We start from the raw sequence: 21,619 nt of genomic DNA on the forward strand, positions 1-21,619 counted from the left end.
CTTATACGAATCTTGGAAGATTGGTATAGAAAAGCTATATAAATAGTTGATAATGAATAGCTAAAAATGAAGAATAAAATGGATTTTTGAGGGAAATAAATCGACAAATAAGGAAAGTTAAGAGGGCGGTAAGACGATGGTATTAAGAACTGAAGAAATAGAATAATATCAATTATCTTGTTTAGTGTGAATTTTGATACTGCTTCTTTTTCGTGCGGGAGAAAACTGAAAATGAGCCGTGTAAAATGAGAATATTATACAGGTCAATCGTGTAGCGTATACACAAAATGAAGATTTTAGGGATATTGAATTAAAGAATCTAAAATAGTATTAGATATTGATAATAAGCTATTTAAGTGTAAAAAAGGCTACTTTATCATTTTTGGCACGCTATTTTCAATATAGATAATGTAAGTTTGACAGACGGGATGTTAGTAAAACTTGCAAGTGCATTTAAATCATAATAAATGATGACACTAAAAATTGCTTGAAAAAACTGAATTAAACAAAATTACTGAAAAATTGCTATAAGAAACATTGTTAGATAAAAATTATTCATTGAAACAAGATTTTGAGAAGACACAGAGATTGCTAAAATAAACATTGTTAATCAAAATTACTATAAGAAACATTGAATCATTAAAGCAAAGACTGAAAAAACTAAATTACAAAGTCATTTATTAGGCTATTTAAAGACAAAATTTTATGAGAAAAAACAAATACTTTTAAGTTCATAAAATTTTATCAACTTAAAAGTATTCATTTTGGAGTTAGTAGTAGTATTTATATGCATTGTGAAAAAAGACTCTTCCGAAAGGGAGGGTCTTTTTTTAATGGTTAATGATTAGTGATTAATAGTTAATAAGGTATTGCAGTAATCCTTTTGCGACCCTGTACCTTAATTCTTTAACAGGGGTCAATACACTATTTTAAAGGGGATTAATCTCTTTTCGCTATTCGTTATTCACAGTAAGTCTTACGGTTTCTATTTTAGTCTGTGAGCAGGCTTCGATAGTGAAGGTAAAAGGAGGAATCACTATCACTTCGCCTTGAGTAGGAATTCCTTCGTTGTGAAGCACTATAAAACCGCCAAGCGTTTCGTATTCCTCGCTTTCTGGGATATCCAAATGATAAGTTTCATTGAGGTATTCGACCTCCAAACGCGCTGAAAAAAGATATTCAGTATCGGATATTTGTTCTTCTATAAACTTATCTTTGTCGTGCTCGTCTTCTATTTCGCCAAAGAGTTCTTCTACGATATCTTCTAAGGTTACAATGCCCGAAGTGCCACCATACTCATCGAGCACTACTGCCATACTCTTGCGTTTGCGGGTGAGAATGTTTAGTACTTCGTTTATCTGGATAGTCTCAGGGATATTGACAATAGGAATGAGCACTTCCTTGATGGTTTTTGGTTTCTTGAACATATCGAAAGAGTGCACGTAACCCAAAATATCATCTATATTTTCGTTGTATATCAATATTTTGGAAAACCCTGATGACACAAAGGTAGCAATAAGATTTTCAATAGATTCATTGAGCTCCACGGCTACTATTTCAGTACGCGGAATCATTATTTCACGTGCTTTTACGCCCGAGAACTCCAAGGCGTTTTGGAACATCTGCACCTCACTATCTACCTCTTCTTTTTTAGGAGCGTTTTCCATCTGTTCGGAGATGTAATCTACCAGCTCTACTTTAGAGAACGAAAGAGGCACATAATCGCCTTTCGTCTTGAAGAATACGCGCAAGACAAAGTCGGATATCCACATCACAAAGCTGGAAAACGGATAGAACAGCAGGTAGAAAAAGTATGCAGGAATAGCAAATACTTTTAGGAGTTGGTTCGCATAAATCTGGAAGAACACTTTGGGCATAAACTCTGCCGTGATGAGAATTATGAGGGTAGAGATAATCGTATGCCAAAGGACATTTTGAAAGAAAGGAGGCAGAAGAACTGTCATTACCTTTCCCATTTCAAACCCATACACTACAAGGGCTACGTTATTGCCCACAAGCATAGTAGCCAGTAGTTTAGAAGGCTTTCGGGTGAGTTTGGTAAGCACATTAGCAATCACTCCTTCTTGCTTTTTAAGGATTTCTACGTGTACTTTATTAGACGACACGTAAGCAATTTCAAATCCCGAAAAGAAGGCTGAAAGCACGAGTGTAGTAAGAATAATTATTACAGAAATAGGTTCCATAAGGGTATAATAGAAAAAGGCAGTTGCTATCAACTGCCTTTTATATAAGTGCAACACTTGTTATAATAGCTAAGCTGAGTGCAAGCTTCTTCATTAGTGATTCTTATTTTAAGTTATTCACTCGGCAAAGATACAAAAAAATAGATAATGAACAATTATTTCTTATTTTATTGTTCTGATGTACTCCAAAAGTTCACGAGCTTGCTGTTCGTTCAAGCGCTGGTTGAGCATTAAGGTATTGTACTCTTCTACCAACTTCTTGGCGATAGGGTCTTGCTTCTCCATCACATCGGGATTAAGAATCATATTCATCACCCACTCTGGCGTACGGCGGTCGAGCAAACCTATCATCGCAGGCCCTGTGAGTCGCTTTTTAGGACGGTGGCACACGGTGCAATAGGTGTTGAAAGTTTCTTCCCCTTTGGCTACCATTGTTGCATCGGGGGTATCGGCTAAGGGTGGGGTGATGGTCTTCACGGGGCCTATCCCTTTGTTGTTTTGCCAATCGGGAAAATCGGGCTCTGGTGTACTGTTTGAAGGGGCAGGTGTAGTAGTGGTTGCCTCTTGGGTAGTACTATCGGTGGTGGTGTTATTGTTGTTTGTTCCGCCACCACAAGCGGTTAAAAGTGCCATAGTAGCAAATGTTAAAAAGTGTTTTTTCATTAGTGTATAAAGAAATATAGCTTGCGCTATGAAAATTAATTAAGTATTCTTGTTTTGTAAAGAAATATGGCTAAAGTCATAGAAATTAAACAAAAATCAATAAGGAAATTAAACAAAGATATAGATTCCCTGTTTGATTTAGCGTGATTTGTTCAATTTATCTCCCTCAGGGAGACTGTTGCCTATAAAAGTTTTACGACTTCCTTAGCAAAATAGCTAGCGATAAGGTCAGCACCGGCACGCTTGATGCTCACAATTTGTTCCATCATTACAGCATCGTGGTCGAGCCAACCGTTGGCAGCAGCAGCTTTCAGCATCGCGTATTCACCCGATACTTGGTAAACAGCCACGGGCACTTCGCTCATATTCTTCACCTCCCGAACGATGTCTAAATAGCAAAGCCCTGGTTTTACCATCACAATATCAGCGCCTTCCTCTATATCCATACGGGTTTCGCGCAAGGCTTCGAGGCGGTTGTGATAGTCCATTTGGTAGGTTTTCTTATCCTTAGGGATATCCTGTTGGTCTACGGGAGCACTGTCGAGTGCATCGCGGAAAGGCCCGTAAAAAGCTGAGGCGTACTTGGCACTATAAGCCATTATCCCTACGTACTCAAAGCTATTGTCTTCAAGGGTCTCGCGCAAGGCGAGGATACGTCCGTCCATCATATCGCTGGGCGCGATGAAATCAGCACCTGCCTGAGCGTGTGAGAGTGCCATTGTACAAAGAGCATTTACAGTAGCATCGTTCACAATGCGTCCGTTTTCCACAATGCCATCGTGACCATAAATGGAATAAGGGTCGAGCGCTACATCAGTCATTACGAGCATTTGCGGTACCGCTTCTTTCACAGTTTTAATAGCGCGTTGCATCAAGCCATTGGGGTTGGCTGCTTCTACGCCTTTGTTGTCTTTAAGAGCGTCAGGCACTTTCACAAACAGTAATACCGATTTGAGTCCTAAGCTCCAAAGCTCTTTTACTTCTTTTGCCAATAGGTCGAGGCTATAACGGTAATAACCCGGCATAGAGGCTATTTCTTCTTTTACGCCAGTACCTTCAACTACAAAGAGAGGTACAAGAAAATCATTAGGGGTAACAATCGTTTCTTTTACCAAACTACGTACCGTATCGTTTACACGCAAACGGCGGTTTCTTCTCAGTGGATACATTATATTTAGTTATTTATTTTAATGATTAATATTTAGTCCTTATTTATCTTTTTACCTACTATCTGCCCGTGCAGCTCGCTCCTTTTACCTCAAAAAACTCCTTCACTTCTTTTTCGAAAATCTCTATGGGGTAAGTGTGTGCCATAGTATTCAAGAGGTGAATTTCTATATTTTGCTGAGGACTCATATCTCCTCGGAGAACTGATAGCGACTCCCACGGTGTAATGACGTCGTCCTGCAAACCGATAACTATTTGCATATAAGCGCGGTAATTAAGGTTGGGTTGGGTGTTAAAAGGCACTTCGTGTCGATAGGTAAGCGCAGGATTGAACAACAAGCAAGGTTTTCCAAGCTTTTGAGCGAGATAATAGACAATGAGCCCTCCAAGACTCGAACCTATAAGCACATCAACCTCAGCATACTCATTTTGTAACTCAGCAAAGAGGTTAGGCGCATTCCGATAGTCAATCGTAGGGGCGAAGATTTCACCGTAAGGGGTGAGCACTGCGCGCCTATCATCTTGTAAGTAGCTATCGAGACCGTGTAAATAGAGTATTTTCATAATGAGTGCAAAGGTACAAAACATTTTTTAATTGACAAATTTGTCTTCTGTTGGCTATAGTCAGAAATGTTTCGTTTAGAAAATTGGCTTTAACAAAATTTAGAACTTCACTAAACTTAAAACCCTCTTCTTACCACCTCAAAATCAACTTAAAAGCACCTTTTCTTCGTCTTAGCTTCGCCTTACCTTCGCCTTAGGTTCGCTTTAGGTTCGTCTCAGAAGGCTCCAAAATTCATTTTCCTTTTTTCATCTTTATATTTCAATATTTTTCTTTTTACTAAAAAAATTAGTGTCATTTATCTGTTTTCTCTTCTGCTAATTTGCTAATTCCCGCATAAAGATATATATTTGCACTCTTATAATAAAAAACAACCTATATGTTCCAAACACCTTATAACGCAGCTCCCTTTTCGCGCTTTGCTCCTACCGACTATCTACCAGCTATCCAAAAAGCTATTGCCAAAAGCCTCAAAGAAATCGATACCATTGCTCATAATCCAGAAGTGCCTACCTATATGAATACAATACAGCCTTTGGCTTATGTGGGATTAGAACTCGACCGACTTACGGCGATGTTCTTCAACTTGAACAGTGCCGAAACGAACGAAACCCTGCAAGCAGAAGCTCAACGCATCTCGCCTCTGCTCACCGATTACAGCAACGATATCCGTTTGAACGAAGCGCTTTTTAAACGTGTAGAAACAGTTTACAAAACCCGCAATTACCTTTCTGCTTCACCAGAACAACATACTCTACTTGAAAAGACTTATAAGAGTTTTACTCGCAATGGTGCAAATTTATCATCGAATGATAAAGAGCATTTGCGCAGAATTGACAAGGAATTGGCGCGCCTCAAACTGAAGTTTTCAGAAAATGTATTGGCTGAAACACAGCATTACCAATGGGTGATTACCCATAAAGAAGAGCTCAGCGGTCTACCCGACTTTGTATTAGAGATGCTCGCTACCGAAACCAAAAAGCACCATAAAGAAGGCTGGGTGATTACCCTCGACCTGCCTGTCTATACCGCCGTGATGAAATATGCTAATAACCGTGAGTTGCGCCGTAAACTTTTTATTGACTATCACAGCCGTTGTGCAGGTAATAGTGCTTATAATAACGAAGCCAATGTGTTGCGTATCGCTGAGTTACGTGCACAACGTGCCTCACTGTTGTGCTATCCCGATTATGCCTCTTTGGTATTAGAAGAGCGTATGGCAGAAACATCAGAAAAGGTAATGGATTTCTTGAATGAACTTTTAGCTAAAGCCAAACCGCAAGCAAGCAAAGAATTGGAAGAGCTAAAAGCCTTTTCAGGACTTGATGACTTTCAGCAATGGGATTTTGCTTATTATGCCGAAAAACTGAAACAACAGCGCTATCAAATAGATGATTCTCTATTAAAACCTTACTTATCTTTGGATAAAGCAGTGGAAGGAATGTTTGCAGTAGCACATAAGCTCTACGGTTTGCACTTCACCCTTACCGATGAGGTAGAAAAGTATCACCCCGAAGTACAAACCTACAAAGTAACAGATGATAAAGGAGAATATCTCGCCCTTTTCTACACCGATTTCTTTCCACGTACAGGCAAACGCAATGGTGCGTGGATGACCTCTTACAAAGAGCAATATACTGATAATGAGGGGAAGGATTCGCGTCCACACATTTCCATAGTGTGTAACTTCACGCACCCTACTGCTTCGGCTCCTTCCTTACTCACTTTCAACGAACTGACAACTCTCTTCCACGAGTTTGGGCACGCTCTTCACGGTATGCTTTCTAAGGTTACATATCCTTCTCTAAGCGGTACTAATGTAGCCCGCGACTTTGTAGAGCTCCCCAGTCAGCTGATGGAGAACTGGTGTTACGAAGAAGAAACCTTGCGCCTTTTTGCAACACATTACCAAACAGGTGAGCCTTTGCCCATAGAATGGGTACAGAAAATAAAAGAAGCCGGTGTATTTATGGAAGGACTTTTAAGTGTGCGTCAGTTAAATTTCGGGTTCTTAGATATGGCGTGGCATACCTACCCTCATTTGGAACGCCTTGAAGATGTTCGCACTTTCGAACAAACAGTTACCAAAGAAACCCAACTCTATCCAACTGTAGAAGCAATGTGTATTTCGCCCGCCTTTTCACATATTTTTAGTGGAGGTTATGCCGCAGGGTATTATAGTTACAAATGGTCGGAAGTGTTAGATGCTGATGCTTTTGAAGTTTTTAAGGAATCAGGTATTTTTAATACTGAGGTAGCTACTCGTTTCCGCAGAGAAGTGCTCAGCAAAGGTAGTAGTGAGAAGGAAATGACCCTTTACAAACGTTTTCGTGGAAAAGAGCCCTCTATAGATGCTTTAATGAGAAGAGCTGGATTCGACTTAGATAAGAGATAAAATAGTATCAATTAATAATAATCAATAGTATGACAACAGAAAATACACAATTGGTAATCCTTGACATTCAAGGGAAGTTATCACAAATCGTTTATAAATCGGAAGAGGTGTTACACAACAGCAGGATTCTTATTGAGGGGTGCAAGCTCTTAGAGCTTCCTATCATTTGGGTGGAGCAAATGCCCGATAAGTTGGGTGCTACTCACCCTGTGATTGCTGAGATATTAGAAGGCAAAACCTCCGTGAAGAAAAGTAGCTTTTCAGCTTGGGGCAATGCTGAGTTCCGCAAAGAACTTAAGGCTAACAATCGCAAGCACGTATTGCTCATAGGTATTGAAACCCATATCTGTATTTACCAAACTGCGCTCGATTTGCTCGCTGAAGGTTATGAAGTATCCGTAATTGCCGATGCAGTATCTTCGCGCACCGAAAGCAATAAGCACATCGGGCTCACAATGCTACGTGATGCAGGAGCTACTCTATTAAGCACCGAAGCGACTCTCTTCGCCCTCTTGCGTACTGCCGGGCACCCGCGATTTAAGGAAATAGCAAAATTAGTGAAATAATGATTAATGGCTAATGATTAATAAAAAGGCTGTAAGAGTTTTCTTACAGCCTTTTTACATTAACATTCTCCTACTTTTCTAATTTAATAGTGAGCACAGGTGTGCTGGAGTGATTTACAAGGTCACTACTGATACTTCCATTGAAGAAGTGAGCAATACCCTTACGTCCGTTAGGGAACATACAGATAAGGTCTATATTGTTTTCCTTCACATAGTTTAAGATTCCTGTTTCTACACGAATATCGTTATAAACGTGTGTTTCAAAATGCTGATGAGAGTGTTCAGCTTCTTTAAGGAACTCTTCCATACGTTTATTTATTTCGGAAGTAGTAAGGAACTGGTAAGGAGTATTAACATACACCAAATCAACCTTAGCACCAAATACTTTAGCAAGTTTCAATGCCTTTTCAAAAGGTTTTAAAAATCGTTTAGAGAAATCGCAACCAAACATCATATGTTTAATTTTGAGCTTTTCGTGTGGATTTTTAATTACCAATACAGGCACAGAGGCAGAGCGGACTACTTTTTCAGCATTAGAGCCTATAAAGAGTTCTTTGGCGCCTGAAGCCCCATTAGAGCCCATAAACACAAGGTCGATATGGTATTTCTTTACAACTTCTTCCACAGCTTCGGGTAGCGGAGCGGTTTCAACAAGGTCAATCACTTCGACAGTGGTATCAATTTCCTTTTTAAGGTCGTTGAAACGCTGTTTAGTAAGGTTGAGAAAATACATTGCTTCGGGTACCGATACTTGACTTTCGGTCATTAAGCGGATAGGAAGTTCAATGGCGTGCAACACATATACTTTGGCATTGTGTTGCTTGGCTAAGCTCATCGCAACGTGTAGTGAAGCGATTGACTTTTCTGAAAAATCGGTGGTTACTAAAATGTTTTTCATAAGAATCTATTTTTTTAGTTATTAATTAAATTTTATGTGTTAGGAATAATTTTATCATTCTCGAATTTCAGACTATATGTTTTTTTATTACCTTCATTATCTTCAAAGAAAATCTCGAATTTTTCGCGAGCTTCTATTATAGGCACTACATCTTCATCGCTGAAAGGAAGTATATAGGTATATTTAGCTGTAACTTGCTTGTTATTCATTCTAAAAAGGGTAAGAGTGTTCTTGTTTTTTATAGCATAGAACGTATCATTTTTCCAATAATTACTTTGCCCCCACCCTGCTACTTTACCTAACAGCTGCCACTCTTTATTGTAAGCCAATCGCGGTCTATCGGTTCTAGAATAAATTTGAACAAAGAAACCTAAGTCTCCTTCTTTACTAATACCATATAGTTTTTCAAGAGATACTTCATAGATTTTATCATTGGAAAAGACAAACTTTTTGTGATAATATCTATCTTTATCTTCTCTAAATCCTTGTGGTTCTACCAAAGGTTGTTGTGCAACTATACGACCTACTTGCACCTCATTATCTCTATAGAAATTTACTTTTAGTTCCTCGGTATTGAAGTTACGTCCATCTATAATCACTTTTTCAGGAAGTGTTTCTTGATGTTGAGCTATAATCTTCTTGTTTCTAATCAAATAAAAATAGAAAGTATTTTTATATTTACCTATAGTATAAGTATTTTCAGGATCGGGATAACCTGATTCTCGACCTTGTATTTCTACCTCTTGAGGAATACCTAATTCTTTTTTAAATTCTTGAAAGGGGTCATTTATATCAGTTATTTCTTCCTTAGGTTTGGAGGGTTCTTCCTCTTTTAAATGACAAGCTATAAAAGGGAATAGAAATATAGTGTATATTAGTATTTTTCTCATCGTTTCAATTATTTTTTTCTACAAGCTGTTCATTTTTTAGTACTAATATATAATTTTTTAGATGTCCATCCTTATCTCTAAAAATGATTGTTTTATTAGTGTTAGAAAACTCGGGTATAATTTCTTCTTTAGGAGAAAAAGGTAATTTTTTAATATATTTAGCTATCACACGTTGTCCTTCAACTCTAAAAAGCACTACTTCATTCTGTATATCAACTACAAAGTAATCCCAACCGTTTCTACTATCATTTTCAATTTGTGTATATGGATAGAAGAGACCTACATACGACCATTGAGGGTCGTAGTAACGATATGGATCACTAGTAAGCCCAGGTGAACTTACAAGGTATCCCATTCCTTCATAAGCCTTAATAGTATTGATACTATCCACTTCTATGGCTGATATCTTATCACTTCCCATTACAAGATGCTCTTTGTAATAAGCTGTTTCAGAAATTCTAAATCCAGGTGACTCCACTGTAGGATAGTCTACTTCTAAAGATGCTAGCACTACACTACCACAATGTCTTACTGCTATTTTTGCTTCATTGAAATCAAACCATTTTTCTCGTATTTTCAGTTTCTGAGGCATTGTTTTTTCTCCTTGTGCGATGATTTTTCCTTTTTTAATAGTATAACAACAGAGAGTAGTTTTTCCTTTTACTCCAGCAATATACGTCATATAAGGGTGGTAATAATCAGTATATTTAGCTTTTATCACCATATTTTGTTGCTTGGAGTTATTTTCATCTACCTTAGAAGTAGCCTCTTCTTTTGTACAAGCTATCATTACTATTAAAACCAAATAGGTTACAAGTATTCTCATAGTATTATATATTAACCAAAATTAATTCTTTCCCTGTGAATTTGAAATAGTAATTCTTTTGATGACTAATATTGTCTTCTTTATATAAATATATTTGGACAATATCTTTTTCTACTTTTAAGCTAGGATAATAACCTGTTATTAGTTCAGGGAGAACTCCTACGTATTTCTTTACAAAAGCATTACCTTGATATTCCAAGAGAAGTATCTCATGTTCATTTTTTAGGACAGCATATTTTTTATTAATATGATAACAATCATAGGTATAGATTTGCATAGGTATTCCACCCCAGAAATCCCAATTAGCATCATACAACAATTGTTTATCTCTATTTCCTTCTATAGTTACAAAATACCCTAAGCCTTCTTGGTATTTTATGGAGGCTACTTTATAAGGTATATCTACTACTTTTACATTTTCGTCGTTTAAGATAAACTTTTTGTTGTATAGTTCATATTCAAAATCGCCATCATCTTCGAACTGTACTTTTATAGTTGCTACGCTCACATATCCATTGACATACACAAAAGTGGGTTGTAAGCGTTTTGTATCCATTTGGGCTACTTTTTCACCTCTAAACGTTAAACTATCGGGAAGAGTTTCTATGTGTTTAGAAAGCACTTGATAGGTTTGAGAATCATATTTATAAAAATAAAACGTATTGTTGTGTTTCGCAAGCACATCGGAAGGAAAGCCTATTCGAGGAATTGTTTGATCTATTATTTCAGCTTCTATAGGAATATTAAGTCTTTCCTTTAACAATTGATCTTTTGTCTTTTCTTTTTTGGGTTCTTCTTTTTCTCCAATAACATCATTATCGTCCTTGGTGTTACACCCTGAGAGTGCCAATATAGAAAATCCTACAATAAGTATATATATTTTTTTCATAGCATTATGTATTGACTAACATTAGTTCCTCTCCGGTAAATTTGAAATAGTAATTCTTTTTATTACCATTTTTATAAAGATAGATTAGAATTTCGTTCTTTTCAAAATTTATTTCAGCAATACAATCAGTTTTCTCAGGAAGTGCTGCAATGTATTTTTTTACTAATTTATTATTTTTAAATTCAAAGAAGATTACTTCCTTATCATTATTCAATACAGCAAATGATTTTTTACCAGAATAGGGAAGTTTATGAAAATACAAGGGCACTTTCCCCCACAAGTTCCAATTGGTATCGTATAATAGTCGCCATTGATAATTATCTGCTATAGCAATAAAACAACCTATTCCTTCCATATATTCTATTTCTTGTATTTCATAAGGAATATCTACTACTTTTACGGCTTCATCACTTAAAACAAACTTTTTTGAATAATATTCATACTGAAAGCTGGTATGAGAAGGACTTTCTACAATAGCAAATGATATTCTAATACCTCCCATTGCAATGTTATTTTTTTGATACAGAATAGGTTCTATACGCTGTGCGTCTATCTGACCTACTTTTTCACCTCTAAATTCTATATCTTCAGGAAGTGTTTCAATATGTTTAGCAAGAACTTTGTAATCACCATCATATTTATAGAAGTAAAAAGTTTTTTTATTTTTAGCAAGTAGGTAAGATGGATAGCCTACTACACCAAATGCTTCATAGGTTATTTGAGCTTCAGCAGGAATACCGAGCTTTTCTTTTATAAATTCTTTCCAGGGTTTTTCTTTTTTAAGATCTTTGTGAGGATTATCAGATTCTTCTTTAACATTGCATCCCAAAAGAACTAACATAAAGACTCCTATCACAATGTTAAGTATATACTTCATTTTATGTGTTTTATTCGTTTGATGAGGCAAATATATAACTTTTATTTTTTATTTGCAAGAAAAATCTTTCCTTTTTTTTATTTTACTTTTCATTCCTTTGTGAAATCGGTCTTTTATTATGTAAATTTCTAAACTTTATTTTGTTATGTTACTCAAAATATAATATATAAAGCTATAAAACACTACATTCAACAGTAAAAAGAAATAGGTAATCTTTACAATTCTAAACACTTATTGCGCATACAACCCTCTAGTGATATTCAATCTTTATAAAACAAAACTTTCTCCCTCTTTTTTCAAACCAATAATCCCTAAAAATAAATGAAAATAGACAAGTTCTACTCTTTGTGTAGAATCAAGATCTACAAAAATCTTCCTTTGAATAGAAAGCGAAAAAGCTCCTTGAGTTAGCTTTTGATAAAAAACATCATCAAAAATAGCATTAAAATCCTTCTCAACTTGCAACTTACTATTAGGTAACTGATTAAGGACCTTCTATAGGAGAAACCCAACCTATTGTTACTCTTTTGTTTATCTTAAAACTTTTATCTTTTAAGCTGACTGAGCAACATAATAGAATCTTGTACATAAAAACTATCTTCTTGCGCCAAAGCAAAAGTACTAATGAATAATGATAATACAAAAAAATATACTTCCATACTCTTTATTTTTTTTGATTATTCTACTTTTAGTTAAAAGTAATGATTTCTCCTTAAAAAACTTAAATTAGAACAGATCGAGAGATTAAAATAACAGCCAAAAAACTACCACTTATTTTCCTAATTTTCTAAACTTTTTTTACTTTTTTTCTTGTTATTTAGAAAATTCGTCGTATCTTTGCACCGAAAAGTAATATTTGAGGGGACATTTGAGTCCCCTCTTTTTATAGCAAATGAATTTCAAAGACCAAGTTAAAGAGTTAGTTAATAAGGCTTTAAGCGAGCACCCTGAACTGTTTCTAACCGATTTAAGCGTAGGAACTGACAATACCATTCGCGTGACTATCGACGGGGATAAGGGCGTGGGTATTGACGATTGTATAGAGCTTAGCCGTGCTATTGAGAACTCTTTAGACCGCGAGGCGATGGATTTTGCCTTGGAGGTTACTTCGTTCGGCGCTACTGAACCTTTTGTAATGGAACGCCAATACGCCAAAAATGCAGGTAGAACTGTGCAAATCACAACACTCGACGGTAAAACACACGAAGGCTTACTAAAAGGCATTGCTGAGGGCAATGTGATTATAGAAACTGAAACTCGTGAACCGAAGCCCGTAGGCAAAGGTAAAATCACTGTAAAAAAAGAGCACTTGTTTGCGCTCACCGATATAAAAGAAACTAAAGTAATCATTAAATTTTAATTAAACGTATATGAATAGTCTTGAATTAATCGAATCATTCTCGGAGTTTAAAGATGATAAACTCATCAATCGCGAAACCTTGATGGCTATTTTGGAAGAGGTTTTCCGCAATACCCTAAAAAAGAAATATGGCTCTGACGATAATTTCGATATTATTATCAACCCCGATAAAGGCGACTTACAAATCTTTCGTAACCGTGTGGTAGTGGAAGACGGTGCAGTAACGAACGACAATCAGCAAATTGAACTTTCGGTAGCTCGCAAAATTGAACCCGATTTTGAGGTAGGAGAAGACGTTTCAGAAGAAATTAAAATTAATGACTTGGGTCGGCGTGCTATCTTAGCTTTACGCCAAAACCTGATTTCTAAAATTCACGAATATGATAGTATGACTATCTATCAGCGTTTCAAAGACTTGATAGGTCAGCTATACGTAGCCGAAATACATCATATCCGTCACAAAGCTATCATCTTGTTAGACGACGAAGGCAATGAGATTATCCTTCCTAAGGAAAAACAAATTCCGTCAGACTTCTTTAAGAAAGGCGAGCACGTGCGCGGAATTATCGAATCAGTAGAGCTGAAAAGTACCAAACCTACCATTATTATGTCGCGTACCTCTCCTCTATTCTTGGAGCGTTTGTTCGAACAAGAAATCCCTGAGATTGCCGACGGGCTTATCACTATTAACAAAGTGGTGCGTATTCCAGGAGAAAAGGCAAAAGTGGCTGTAGATTCATTCGACGACCGTATTGATGCGGTAGGTGCGTGCGTAGGTGTGCGTGGGTCTCGTATTCACGGTATTGTGCGCGAGTTGGGCAATGAGAATATCGATGTATTACCGTTCACCAATAACCCACAACTGCTCATCACCCGTGCTTTGGCACCTGCACGTGTATCTTCAGTGGTTATCAACGAAGAAGAAAAACGTGCCGATGTGTATTTGGCAAATGAAGAAGTATCGAAAGCCATTGGTAAATCGGGCTATAACATTCGCTTAGCGAGTCAGCTTTCAGGCTATGAAATCGACGTATATCGCGAAGGAGCAACCGAAGAAGATATTGAGCTTAGCGAGTTTAACGACGAAATTGAAGAATGGGTGATTGAAGAACTGCAAAAAGCAGGACTTGATACAGCTAAGAGTGTATTGGAACTTTCTGCCGAAGAGCTAATGCAACGCACTGACCTCGAAGAAGAGACCGTAAACGAAGTGCTACGCATTTTGGCAGAAGAGTTTGAATAGGGTAAAAGAAAAAATCTGTGAAAGCAGAGTATATGAGGGAGGTAGATTCCCTACAACTTAAACAAAGAATAATGTATCCTTTCTTCTTAAAAGGGGAATGGATTTTAATAAACATATATGAGCGAGGGAAAAAAAATAAGATTAAGCAAAGTTTTAAAGGAGTTCAATATCTCTATGGTAACAGCCGTAGAATATCTGAAGAAGGAGAAAGGGATAGAAATAGAATCTAACCCTAATACTTCTATTACAGAAGATATTGTGAAGTTCCTTTCGAACAAATTTAACGCCGACAAGAGTAAGCGTGAGGTTTCAAAAGAGATAGTGGAAGACAAGCGAAAAGAGCGCGAGGCTATCCGCATAGAGCAAGAGAAAGAAAACCAAGAGAAGCGCAAACAGCAGGAGCAAGAAGTGATAAAAGCTAAAGCTCAACTAGCTGGGCTCAAACCTGTGGGTAAAATAGACCTTGAAGAAGGTAATAAAAAAGAAGGAGTAGTCCCTGTTCAAGAAGCATCAAAACCAGAAATTACTACTTCAAAACAGGAAGTAACCACTTCTAAAACAAAGACAACAACCTCGAAGCAAGAAGCAACTCCTGATACGGTGCAATCTCAGCCGTCTGCCAAGAACAATAAAGAAAAAGATAAGAAAAAAGACAACAATAAACCCGACGCTCAAAAGAATAAATCTGCTTATCAAAATCCATTGGCACAAACCGTTGCTACGCAAAAGAAGAAGGAACAACAGAACCATAACTCTAAGGAAGAACTCACCTCTGAGATTCCTGCAGGTGTAATTGAAACTCAGTACCAAAAGCTCACAGGTCCTAAAGTAGTGGGTGAGAAAATAGACCTCAGTCAGTTTGAGAAAAAGAAGAAAAAGCGCAAACGCAACCGTCACAAAGACAAGGATAAAGAGACTCAAATTACTACTAATAGCGCTACTGATGCTACCGGCGACAGCGAAAAACGCAAACGCAAACGCATTCGCAAAGATGAAGTGAATGTGGCTAAAGGTGGTGACAACACGAAGAAAGAAAAGAAAAACAAGATTATTGCCAAAATAGAACCTTCCGAAGAAGAAGTACAAAAACAAGTGCGCGAAACCCTCGAGCGCTTGCAAGGTAAAGGTACAAAATCTAAGGGGGCTAAATACCGCAAAGAAAAACGAGAAACACACCGACAAAAGGTAGAACAAGAGCTCGCAGAACAAGAACAACAAGAAAAAATACTAAAAGTAACCGAGTTTGTAACAGTAAACGAACTGGCCACAATGATGGACGTGCCTATCAATAAGGTGATTGGTGCGTGTATGTCTCTCGGTATTATGGTAACAATGAACCAGCGTCTTGATGCCGAAACCCTCTCAATAGTAGCTGATGAGTTTGGCTATGAGGTGGAATTTGCAACAGCTAACATCGAAGAAGCTATCCATACCGAAAAAGATCAACCTGAAGATTTAGTACCTCGTGCACCTATTGTTACTGTAATGGGGCACGTAGACCACGGTAAAACATCGCTCTTAGACTACATTCGTAAAGAAAATGTAATTGCAGGCGAAAGCGGAGGTATTACTCAGCACATTGGGGCTTACAGCGTGAAATTAGAAAGTGGTGAACGTATCACTTTCCTCGATACTCCTGGTCACGAAGCCTTTACCGCTATGCGTGCCCGTGGTACCAAAGTAACCGATATTGCTATTATTGTGGTAGCTGCCGACGACGATGTGATGCCTCAAACCAAAGAGGCTATTAGTCACGCACAAGCCGCAGGAGTACCTATTATCTTCGCTATTAACAAGATTGATAAACCGAATGCAAACCCCGATAAAATTAAAGAACACTTGGCAACTATGAACCTCCTTGTAGAAGAATGGGGCGGTAAAATACAGTCGCAGGATATTTCGGCAAAGCAAGGTATCGGTGTATCTGAACTATTGGAAAAAGTACTCTTAGAAGCTGAAATTCTCGAACTAAAAGCAAATCCCAACAAACCGGCGGTAGGTACTGTAGTGGAAGCAGCTCTTGACAAAGGTCGTGGTTATGTATCTACTATATTGGTAGAATCGGGTACGTTACACGTAGGCGACTATGTACTGGCAGGTACCAACTCTGGTAAAATACGTGCTATGCACGACGAACGAGGTAAGAAGGTAAAAGAAGCAGGCCCCTCTACTCCTATTTCTATCTTAGGATTGGACGGAGCTCCACAAGCAGGTGATAAATTCTACGTATTCGAAGACGAAAAAGAAGCCAAACAGATTGTAGCTAAACGCGCTCAATTACAACGCGAACAATCAGTACGTACGCAACGCCACATCACTCTCGACGAGATAGGGCGACGCATTGCTCTCGGTGACTTCAAACAGTTGAATATTATTCTTAAAGGTGACGTAGACGGCTCGGTAGAAGCACTTACTGACTCTTTCCAAAAGCTCTCTACTGAAGAGATACAAGTGTCTATCATTCATAAAGGTGTGGGAGCAATTACCGAGTCTGATGTATTATTGGCTTCCGCCTCCGATGCTATTATCATTGGTTTCAACGTTCGTCCGATGACCAATGCACGCGCCTTGGCAGAAAAAGAATCTATCGATATCCGTACCTACTCTATCATCTACGACGCTATCAACGACCTCAAAGACGCAATGGAAGGAATGCTTTCTCCTGTCTTCAAAGAAGAGGTTACTGGTACTGTAGAAATACGCGAACTCTTCAAGATTTCTAAAGTAGGAACCATTGCGGGCTGTATGGTAACCGATGGTAAAATCTACCGCAACTCTAAGATACGTCTATTGCGTGACAATGTGGTGATTTATACGGGCGAACTTTCTTCACTCAAGCGTTTCAAAGACGATGTAAAAGAGGTGAGCAAAGGTTATGATTGCGGTTTGCAGATCAAGAACTACAACGATATTCACGAAGGCGATATAATAGAAGCCTTTCAAGAAGTAGCAGTAAAGAAGAAACTGTAAAGAGAGATATAAAAAAAGCGCCTTAGGGCGCTTTTTTTATATCTCTGAACTAATTACTACTGCTATTGAAAAAAGCTTTGTGGTAAAAATCAGCTAATAACACTGAGATAGCATCCATTTTTTGCTGAGGAGATAGCTTTTGAGCAATGGTTTGATAAATCTCTTCTTTATGTTGTTCAGCAAAGTTGCTCAGCAGTCCTTTTTCTTGAATCAAATGTTCCATAGTAATATCTTTCAGCTCATTAAGCATCCAAAGATGCGCCTGATAGCCTTCCTCTGCTTTGTATAGCAATTCTTGATTTTCAGCAGTATTATTCAAGTCATAGGCTTGTTTCTTAGCAAAGAGGTCTGCTTTAAACTTGTCATCACTCTCCAATGCTTGTTTATACAAATTCTTCAGACAACGGAATACAAAATAACGATAATCAGCTTGTTGCTTTTTAGCTTTTTCTACAAGTAGCTTTTGTTCTTGTAACAAACGTTTCTTATCTTTCTTAGCACTTACTTGCAACTGACGGTGTACCTCTGCAATTTGAGTATTCAGCTCTCCCATAAAACTCAAATCAGTGATGTTTGAAAGCTCAGGTATATCTTTTATAATTACCTTTTCCTCAGTAGTTTTAGTTGCTTGCTCAATAGGTTCTTCGGTAGTTGCAGGAACTTCTGGCATTACTTTTTCCTCTTGTAATGGAATAGTATCCTTAGCCCTCTCAAGGTCTTCTGCTTTTTCAACTTTTTGCTTTTTCTCTTTACGAGGCTTTTTCTCTTTATGAGTTTTTTCCTTTTTCTTAAACTTAAACGATGGGAAAGGCAATTCTACTTTTTCAAAATGGTAAGTATAGCCTACACTCACATTAGTACTTTGTGCCGAAGTGTTTTGAGTATCACTTTCGGCATTGCGGAATGACTGTAATGCACTCAAAGTAAACTGGTGGTTTTTCCAAGGGAGAAAGTTTACATTTAGCTGTACATTAGCTGTACTACCTTTGGAGGTATCCGATTGTGAAATACTATAGTTTCCTAACAGTGTCGTGTTGAGTTTGTCTTCAAAAAACGCTTTACCTACTGTAAGCGAAGGTCCCATCACTTGTGTTTTCTCTCTTGAGACAATACTGTACGAGTAGTTGAACGAAGGAGACAAACTGAGTTTGCTTTCAGGGAATTGTAGTATATAAGTCGCACCCGCGTTGTGAAAGCGCGAAATTCCTCCTCTGCGTACTATATCATTTTGTTTATTCACCACATCGTTGAAAGAATACGAAAGAGTTATATTCTGTTTTTCATTGATAGCATAAGCTATGTTGGCATTCGTGTTTTGTGATACTTGTCGGTAGTTGATAGAGTCTTGAGGGTGTTCATAGAGTTGCGGATTGTTGATTCTATCAAAAGGATTGATAAGTTTATTAGTAAACATCGTAAAGTTGCTATAACTTCCTGAAAGAGATAGTTTAGACGTAACCTTGGCATTTACATTGGCTGAGCCTACCCACTGGTTGGACTGTTTAGGTTTTTGTTGGTTTAAATTGTCGTGTTGTCGCCCTATGCTAGTAGCTATTGACACATTGCCATTAAATAAATTCAACGAACTGTTTAGGGTGACATTCTCCATATCGTTTACAAAATAGTAAGCCCCTAAGGTCTTGTAATCGGGGTCTACTTTTTCGTAACGCACCCCTACACTCGCCTTCGTGAAAATAAAGTTAATACCTGCGTTGTAAGCTGTAAAATCCTGCTTTTGGCTTTGAGTATTGCCCAAAAGACTTAAAGCATATTCACCAAACACTTCTACAAAATGCAGAGGTTTGTATTTAGCAAATCCTGAATACACTTGGTTGGATAGTGGATATATTTTCTTCTCATCGGGAATAGGTACCGATAGAGAATTAGCTTTATCATTAGCAAAGAAAAGAATTCCACCTATTTCTAAATCTTCTTTTTTATAGGAGAGCTTCGTGCCGTAACCCCAACGCTCATAGGTAGGTATGGTTTGAGGGCGACCGTCGTATTCAGTTGCTTTGGCAAGTCTACCTCCCATAAACGAAGCTCTTAAAGGATATTTTTCAGGAGTGAGCTCTAAACCTCCTCCTGTAAATTGTAGACCGTTGAATGTATAAGGAGAAAAACTCATACTCACATCGCCTATATGGGCTAAAATCCATTTGTATTTAGGGTGCAGACTTAGGCGATTAAACTTAAAGGGAATTTGGTAGTCTAAAGCATCTCCTTGATTGGTGTATCGATAATTAATAGGCATCGTCCAATCGTAAAAGCCTAAAGTGATATTACCATTGAAGAAATACAAGAAAGGTTCATTAGTAGGACTATCAGACGCCTGGTTATACACACCACTTACCGAAGCACTCCCCGAGATAGAAAAAGGTTTCTTCTTGAGTTTTTCTTTCAGCTGAGTATCTATATTCTCTAAATCTACCTGCTGAGCTAAAAGAGGTAGAGAAAGTAATACAAAGAATACAAGTAGGTAAGTTCGCGCCATTGATTAATGATTTTTTTGCATTTTAATATCAACAACTAAGTAAGATTCCGCACCGTTGCTTACGTATTCCTTAATCTTAATAGCTCCTTTTCGCCCGTTAGCTGTCTCAAAAAGCACAATTCTGTTTGTCATTTCCTTATTGAAAGGTGCTTTGTTACTATTAGATTTAATAGACAAAGAAGATAGAGTAGCTCCCGAAGAAAGCGCATCGAAATCAGCTACTGAGAAAAACACCTGCCCCTTATTCTCTTGTTTGTTGATAAAGTAACTTTTTGTAGCATTGGGAATAGGGTCAAAAACAGCTGTTTGTGCTTCATCAGGTGATAAAAATACATTATAAGCAAAAGAAGTGCTCTGCCCGAAATACACAAAATCAATAAGCCTGCCGTTCTCCGCTGTTACTTCATTAGGCTTTAGTACTTCCCCTAAAAAAGAAGAAAAATAGCAACCTACTGTTTTATTGGTATTGATACCTAATTTTATATCTGTAAAGGTAATAAGATTATCACCTGCTGTTACCGTAAAGTTCTTCCTTTCGGATAAAGTTTGCTTGTCGTTATTAGCTGTAAGCTCTATTTGATACGTTCCTGCAGTAGGAAGTATAAACGACGGATTTTCATCAGTGCTCTCTTGCTGAAAAGCCCCGCTACTTACTTTCCAACGATAAGCAGTGGCATTTACCGATTGGTTTTTCAAGAACAATCGTACAGGGGCTTGTGTATTATGAGGGTATTCATTCGTCATTTCAAAAGCAACAACTAAAGGCGCACGCACTACTACTGTTTTCTCCATTACCCGACGCTGAGAGTGGTTACTCGCTTCCAATCGCAATGTAAATATCCCCCCTTTTTCAAAGGTTACCGTTGGATTTTTCTCCGAACTATAAGCAGGCGTTCCTCCTTCAAACGACCATTGATAAGTAGTCGCTCCCTCACTTTGGTTGCTAAGAGTAAGCGTAAGAGGTGCTATATCACTCCCTTGTTGAGTAAAACTAAACAAAGCTGATAGCTCAGGGTAAACTGTAAACGATTTTTGGAAAGTGCGCGCTTCACCGTCTAAATTGGTGGTATGTGCTGTAATAGTATAAGTACCAGGCTCGGTATAACGAATATCCTCAGGATAAAAGGCATTAGAAGAAGTATAACTGCCATTAGGAAATTCCCACTGAAAAGCATCAGCTCCTGTGATTTTGTTTATGATGCGCACTTGTGCTGGAACATTGTAATTATCATCTACCATTGCAATGTTAAAATCACCCTCAATAGGCATATTTTGCTCTTGCTCACAAGCAAAGCAAAACCATAGTGCTAAACAAATTACTATCTTTAAAACTAAACGCATTGTATCATATTCTAAAACGGCTACAAAAGTAATACTTTTTATAGAATAAACCTAAAAAACATTTACTTTTTTAAGTCTAATATGTCATTCTTAACCCTCTAAGAACTAAAAAATCTGCTAATCCCCCCTACCCTATGATTCACACCTGTCTGTGCGACCCTTATCCTTTCTCTTTCTTTCGCCTCGAAACCCCGTTTTTAAACATTTTTTAACGTTGTTGTACTATACTATGAGTCAATCACTTATACACCCTTTCTATACCAATCGTCCAAGA

Annotated in this window: 17 protein-coding genes; 5 read left to right on the forward strand and 12 right to left on the reverse strand. The window is 37.7% G+C overall.

All coding sequences use genetic code 11. The annotated features are described in order from the left end of the window. Positions 1-953: 953 nt before the first annotated feature. The 4 genes from HMPREF9078_RS08175 to HMPREF9078_RS08190 form a co-directional block, all read right to left on the reverse strand. Complete coding sequence (locus tag HMPREF9078_RS08175; RefSeq protein ID WP_009420240.1) at positions 954-2,204, reverse strand: hemolysin family protein; 1,251 nt, start codon at positions 2,202-2,204, stop codon at positions 954-956. Between the two features lie 162 nt (positions 2,205-2,366). After that, positions 2,367-2,867: a cytochrome c gene (locus tag HMPREF9078_RS08180; protein ID WP_009420241.1), complete on the reverse strand. Its 501-nt coding sequence runs from the start codon at positions 2,865-2,867 to the stop codon at positions 2,367-2,369. Positions 2,868-3,049: 182 nt separating this feature from the next. Beyond that, positions 3,050-4,036 (reverse strand): porphobilinogen synthase, encoded by a 987-nt coding sequence (gene hemB / locus HMPREF9078_RS08185; RefSeq protein ID WP_009420242.1) that lies wholly within the window; start codon positions 4,034-4,036, stop codon positions 3,050-3,052. Positions 4,037-4,094: 58 nt separating this feature from the next. After that, positions 4,095-4,622 carry a YqiA/YcfP family alpha/beta fold hydrolase gene (locus HMPREF9078_RS08190; RefSeq protein WP_009420243.1) on the reverse strand — a complete coding sequence of 176 codons (528 nt, stop codon included), beginning with the start codon at positions 4,620-4,622 and terminating at the stop codon, positions 4,095-4,097. Between the two features lie 353 nt (positions 4,623-4,975). Between HMPREF9078_RS08190 and HMPREF9078_RS08195 the strand changes: the two genes are divergently transcribed. Together HMPREF9078_RS08195 and HMPREF9078_RS08200 are read left to right on the forward strand one after the other, a co-directional pair. Continuing rightward, entirely contained in the window at positions 4,976-6,991 is a 2,016-nt protein-coding gene (locus tag HMPREF9078_RS08195) for a M3 family metallopeptidase (protein ID WP_009420244.1), read from the forward strand. Between the two features lie 29 nt (positions 6,992-7,020). Continuing rightward, a complete protein-coding gene (locus HMPREF9078_RS08200; protein ID WP_009420245.1) occupies positions 7,021-7,557 on the forward strand; it encodes a hydrolase in 537 nt (178 codons plus the stop codon). Positions 7,558-7,627: 70 nt separating this feature from the next. Here HMPREF9078_RS08200 and HMPREF9078_RS08205 read toward each other — a convergent pair whose 3' ends face one another. The 6 genes from HMPREF9078_RS08205 to HMPREF9078_RS08230 all read right to left on the reverse strand — a co-directional run bounded on the left by HMPREF9078_RS08205 (position 7,628) and on the right by HMPREF9078_RS08230 (position 12,402). After that, on the reverse strand, positions 7,628-8,455 hold the full coding sequence (locus tag HMPREF9078_RS08205) for a universal stress protein (RefSeq protein ID WP_009420246.1): 828 nt from the start codon (positions 8,453-8,455) through the stop codon (positions 7,628-7,630). Positions 8,456-8,487: 32 nt separating this feature from the next. Beyond that, entirely contained in the window at positions 8,488-9,345 is an 858-nt protein-coding gene (locus tag HMPREF9078_RS08210; RefSeq protein WP_009420247.1) for a hypothetical protein, read from the reverse strand. Positions 9,346-9,349: 4 nt separating this feature from the next. Further along, positions 9,350-10,171 (reverse strand): hypothetical protein, encoded by an 822-nt coding sequence (locus HMPREF9078_RS08215; RefSeq protein WP_009420248.1) that lies wholly within the window; start codon positions 10,169-10,171, stop codon positions 9,350-9,352. A gap of 4 nt (positions 10,172-10,175) precedes the next feature. Continuing rightward, complete coding sequence (locus HMPREF9078_RS08220) at positions 10,176-11,060, reverse strand: hypothetical protein (protein WP_009420249.1); 885 nt, start codon at positions 11,058-11,060, stop codon at positions 10,176-10,178. 4 nt (positions 11,061-11,064) lie between these two features. After that, positions 11,065-11,937, reverse strand: coding sequence for a hypothetical protein (locus tag HMPREF9078_RS08225; RefSeq protein ID WP_009420250.1), 873 nt, complete (start codon positions 11,935-11,937; stop codon positions 11,065-11,067). A gap of 267 nt (positions 11,938-12,204) precedes the next feature. Next, entirely contained in the window at positions 12,205-12,402 is a 198-nt protein-coding gene (locus tag HMPREF9078_RS08230) for a hypothetical protein (RefSeq protein ID WP_009420251.1), read from the reverse strand. 427 nt (positions 12,403-12,829) lie between these two features. Here HMPREF9078_RS08230 and rimP point away from each other — a divergent pair, with 427 nt between their 5' ends. From rimP to infB, 3 genes are all read left to right on the forward strand, one after another. Next, entirely contained in the window at positions 12,830-13,297 is a 468-nt protein-coding gene (rimP, locus tag HMPREF9078_RS08235) for a ribosome assembly cofactor RimP (protein ID WP_009420252.1), read from the forward strand. A gap of 10 nt (positions 13,298-13,307) precedes the next feature. Beyond that, complete coding sequence (nusA, locus tag HMPREF9078_RS08240; RefSeq protein ID WP_009420253.1) at positions 13,308-14,540, forward strand: transcription termination factor NusA; 1,233 nt, start codon at positions 13,308-13,310, stop codon at positions 14,538-14,540. Between the two features lie 117 nt (positions 14,541-14,657). Further along, a complete protein-coding gene (gene infB / locus HMPREF9078_RS08245; protein ID WP_009420254.1) occupies positions 14,658-17,510 on the forward strand; it encodes a translation initiation factor IF-2 in 2,853 nt (950 codons plus the stop codon). A 49-nt stretch (positions 17,511-17,559) separates the two neighbouring features. Here infB and HMPREF9078_RS08250 read toward each other — a convergent pair whose 3' ends face one another. Further along, positions 17,560-20,004 (reverse strand): hypothetical protein, encoded by a 2,445-nt coding sequence (locus HMPREF9078_RS08250; protein ID WP_009420255.1) that lies wholly within the window; start codon positions 20,002-20,004, stop codon positions 17,560-17,562. A 3-nt stretch (positions 20,005-20,007) separates the two neighbouring features. After that, positions 20,008-21,345 (reverse strand): PKD domain-containing protein, encoded by a 1,338-nt coding sequence (locus HMPREF9078_RS08255; protein WP_009420256.1) that lies wholly within the window; start codon positions 21,343-21,345, stop codon positions 20,008-20,010. Positions 21,346-21,619: the final 274 nt, after the last annotated feature.

This window comes from Capnocytophaga sp. oral taxon 380 str. F0488, assembly GCF_000318255.2.
In the GTDB taxonomy this organism is placed as follows: domain Bacteria; phylum Bacteroidota; class Bacteroidia; order Flavobacteriales; family Flavobacteriaceae; genus Capnocytophaga; species Capnocytophaga ochracea.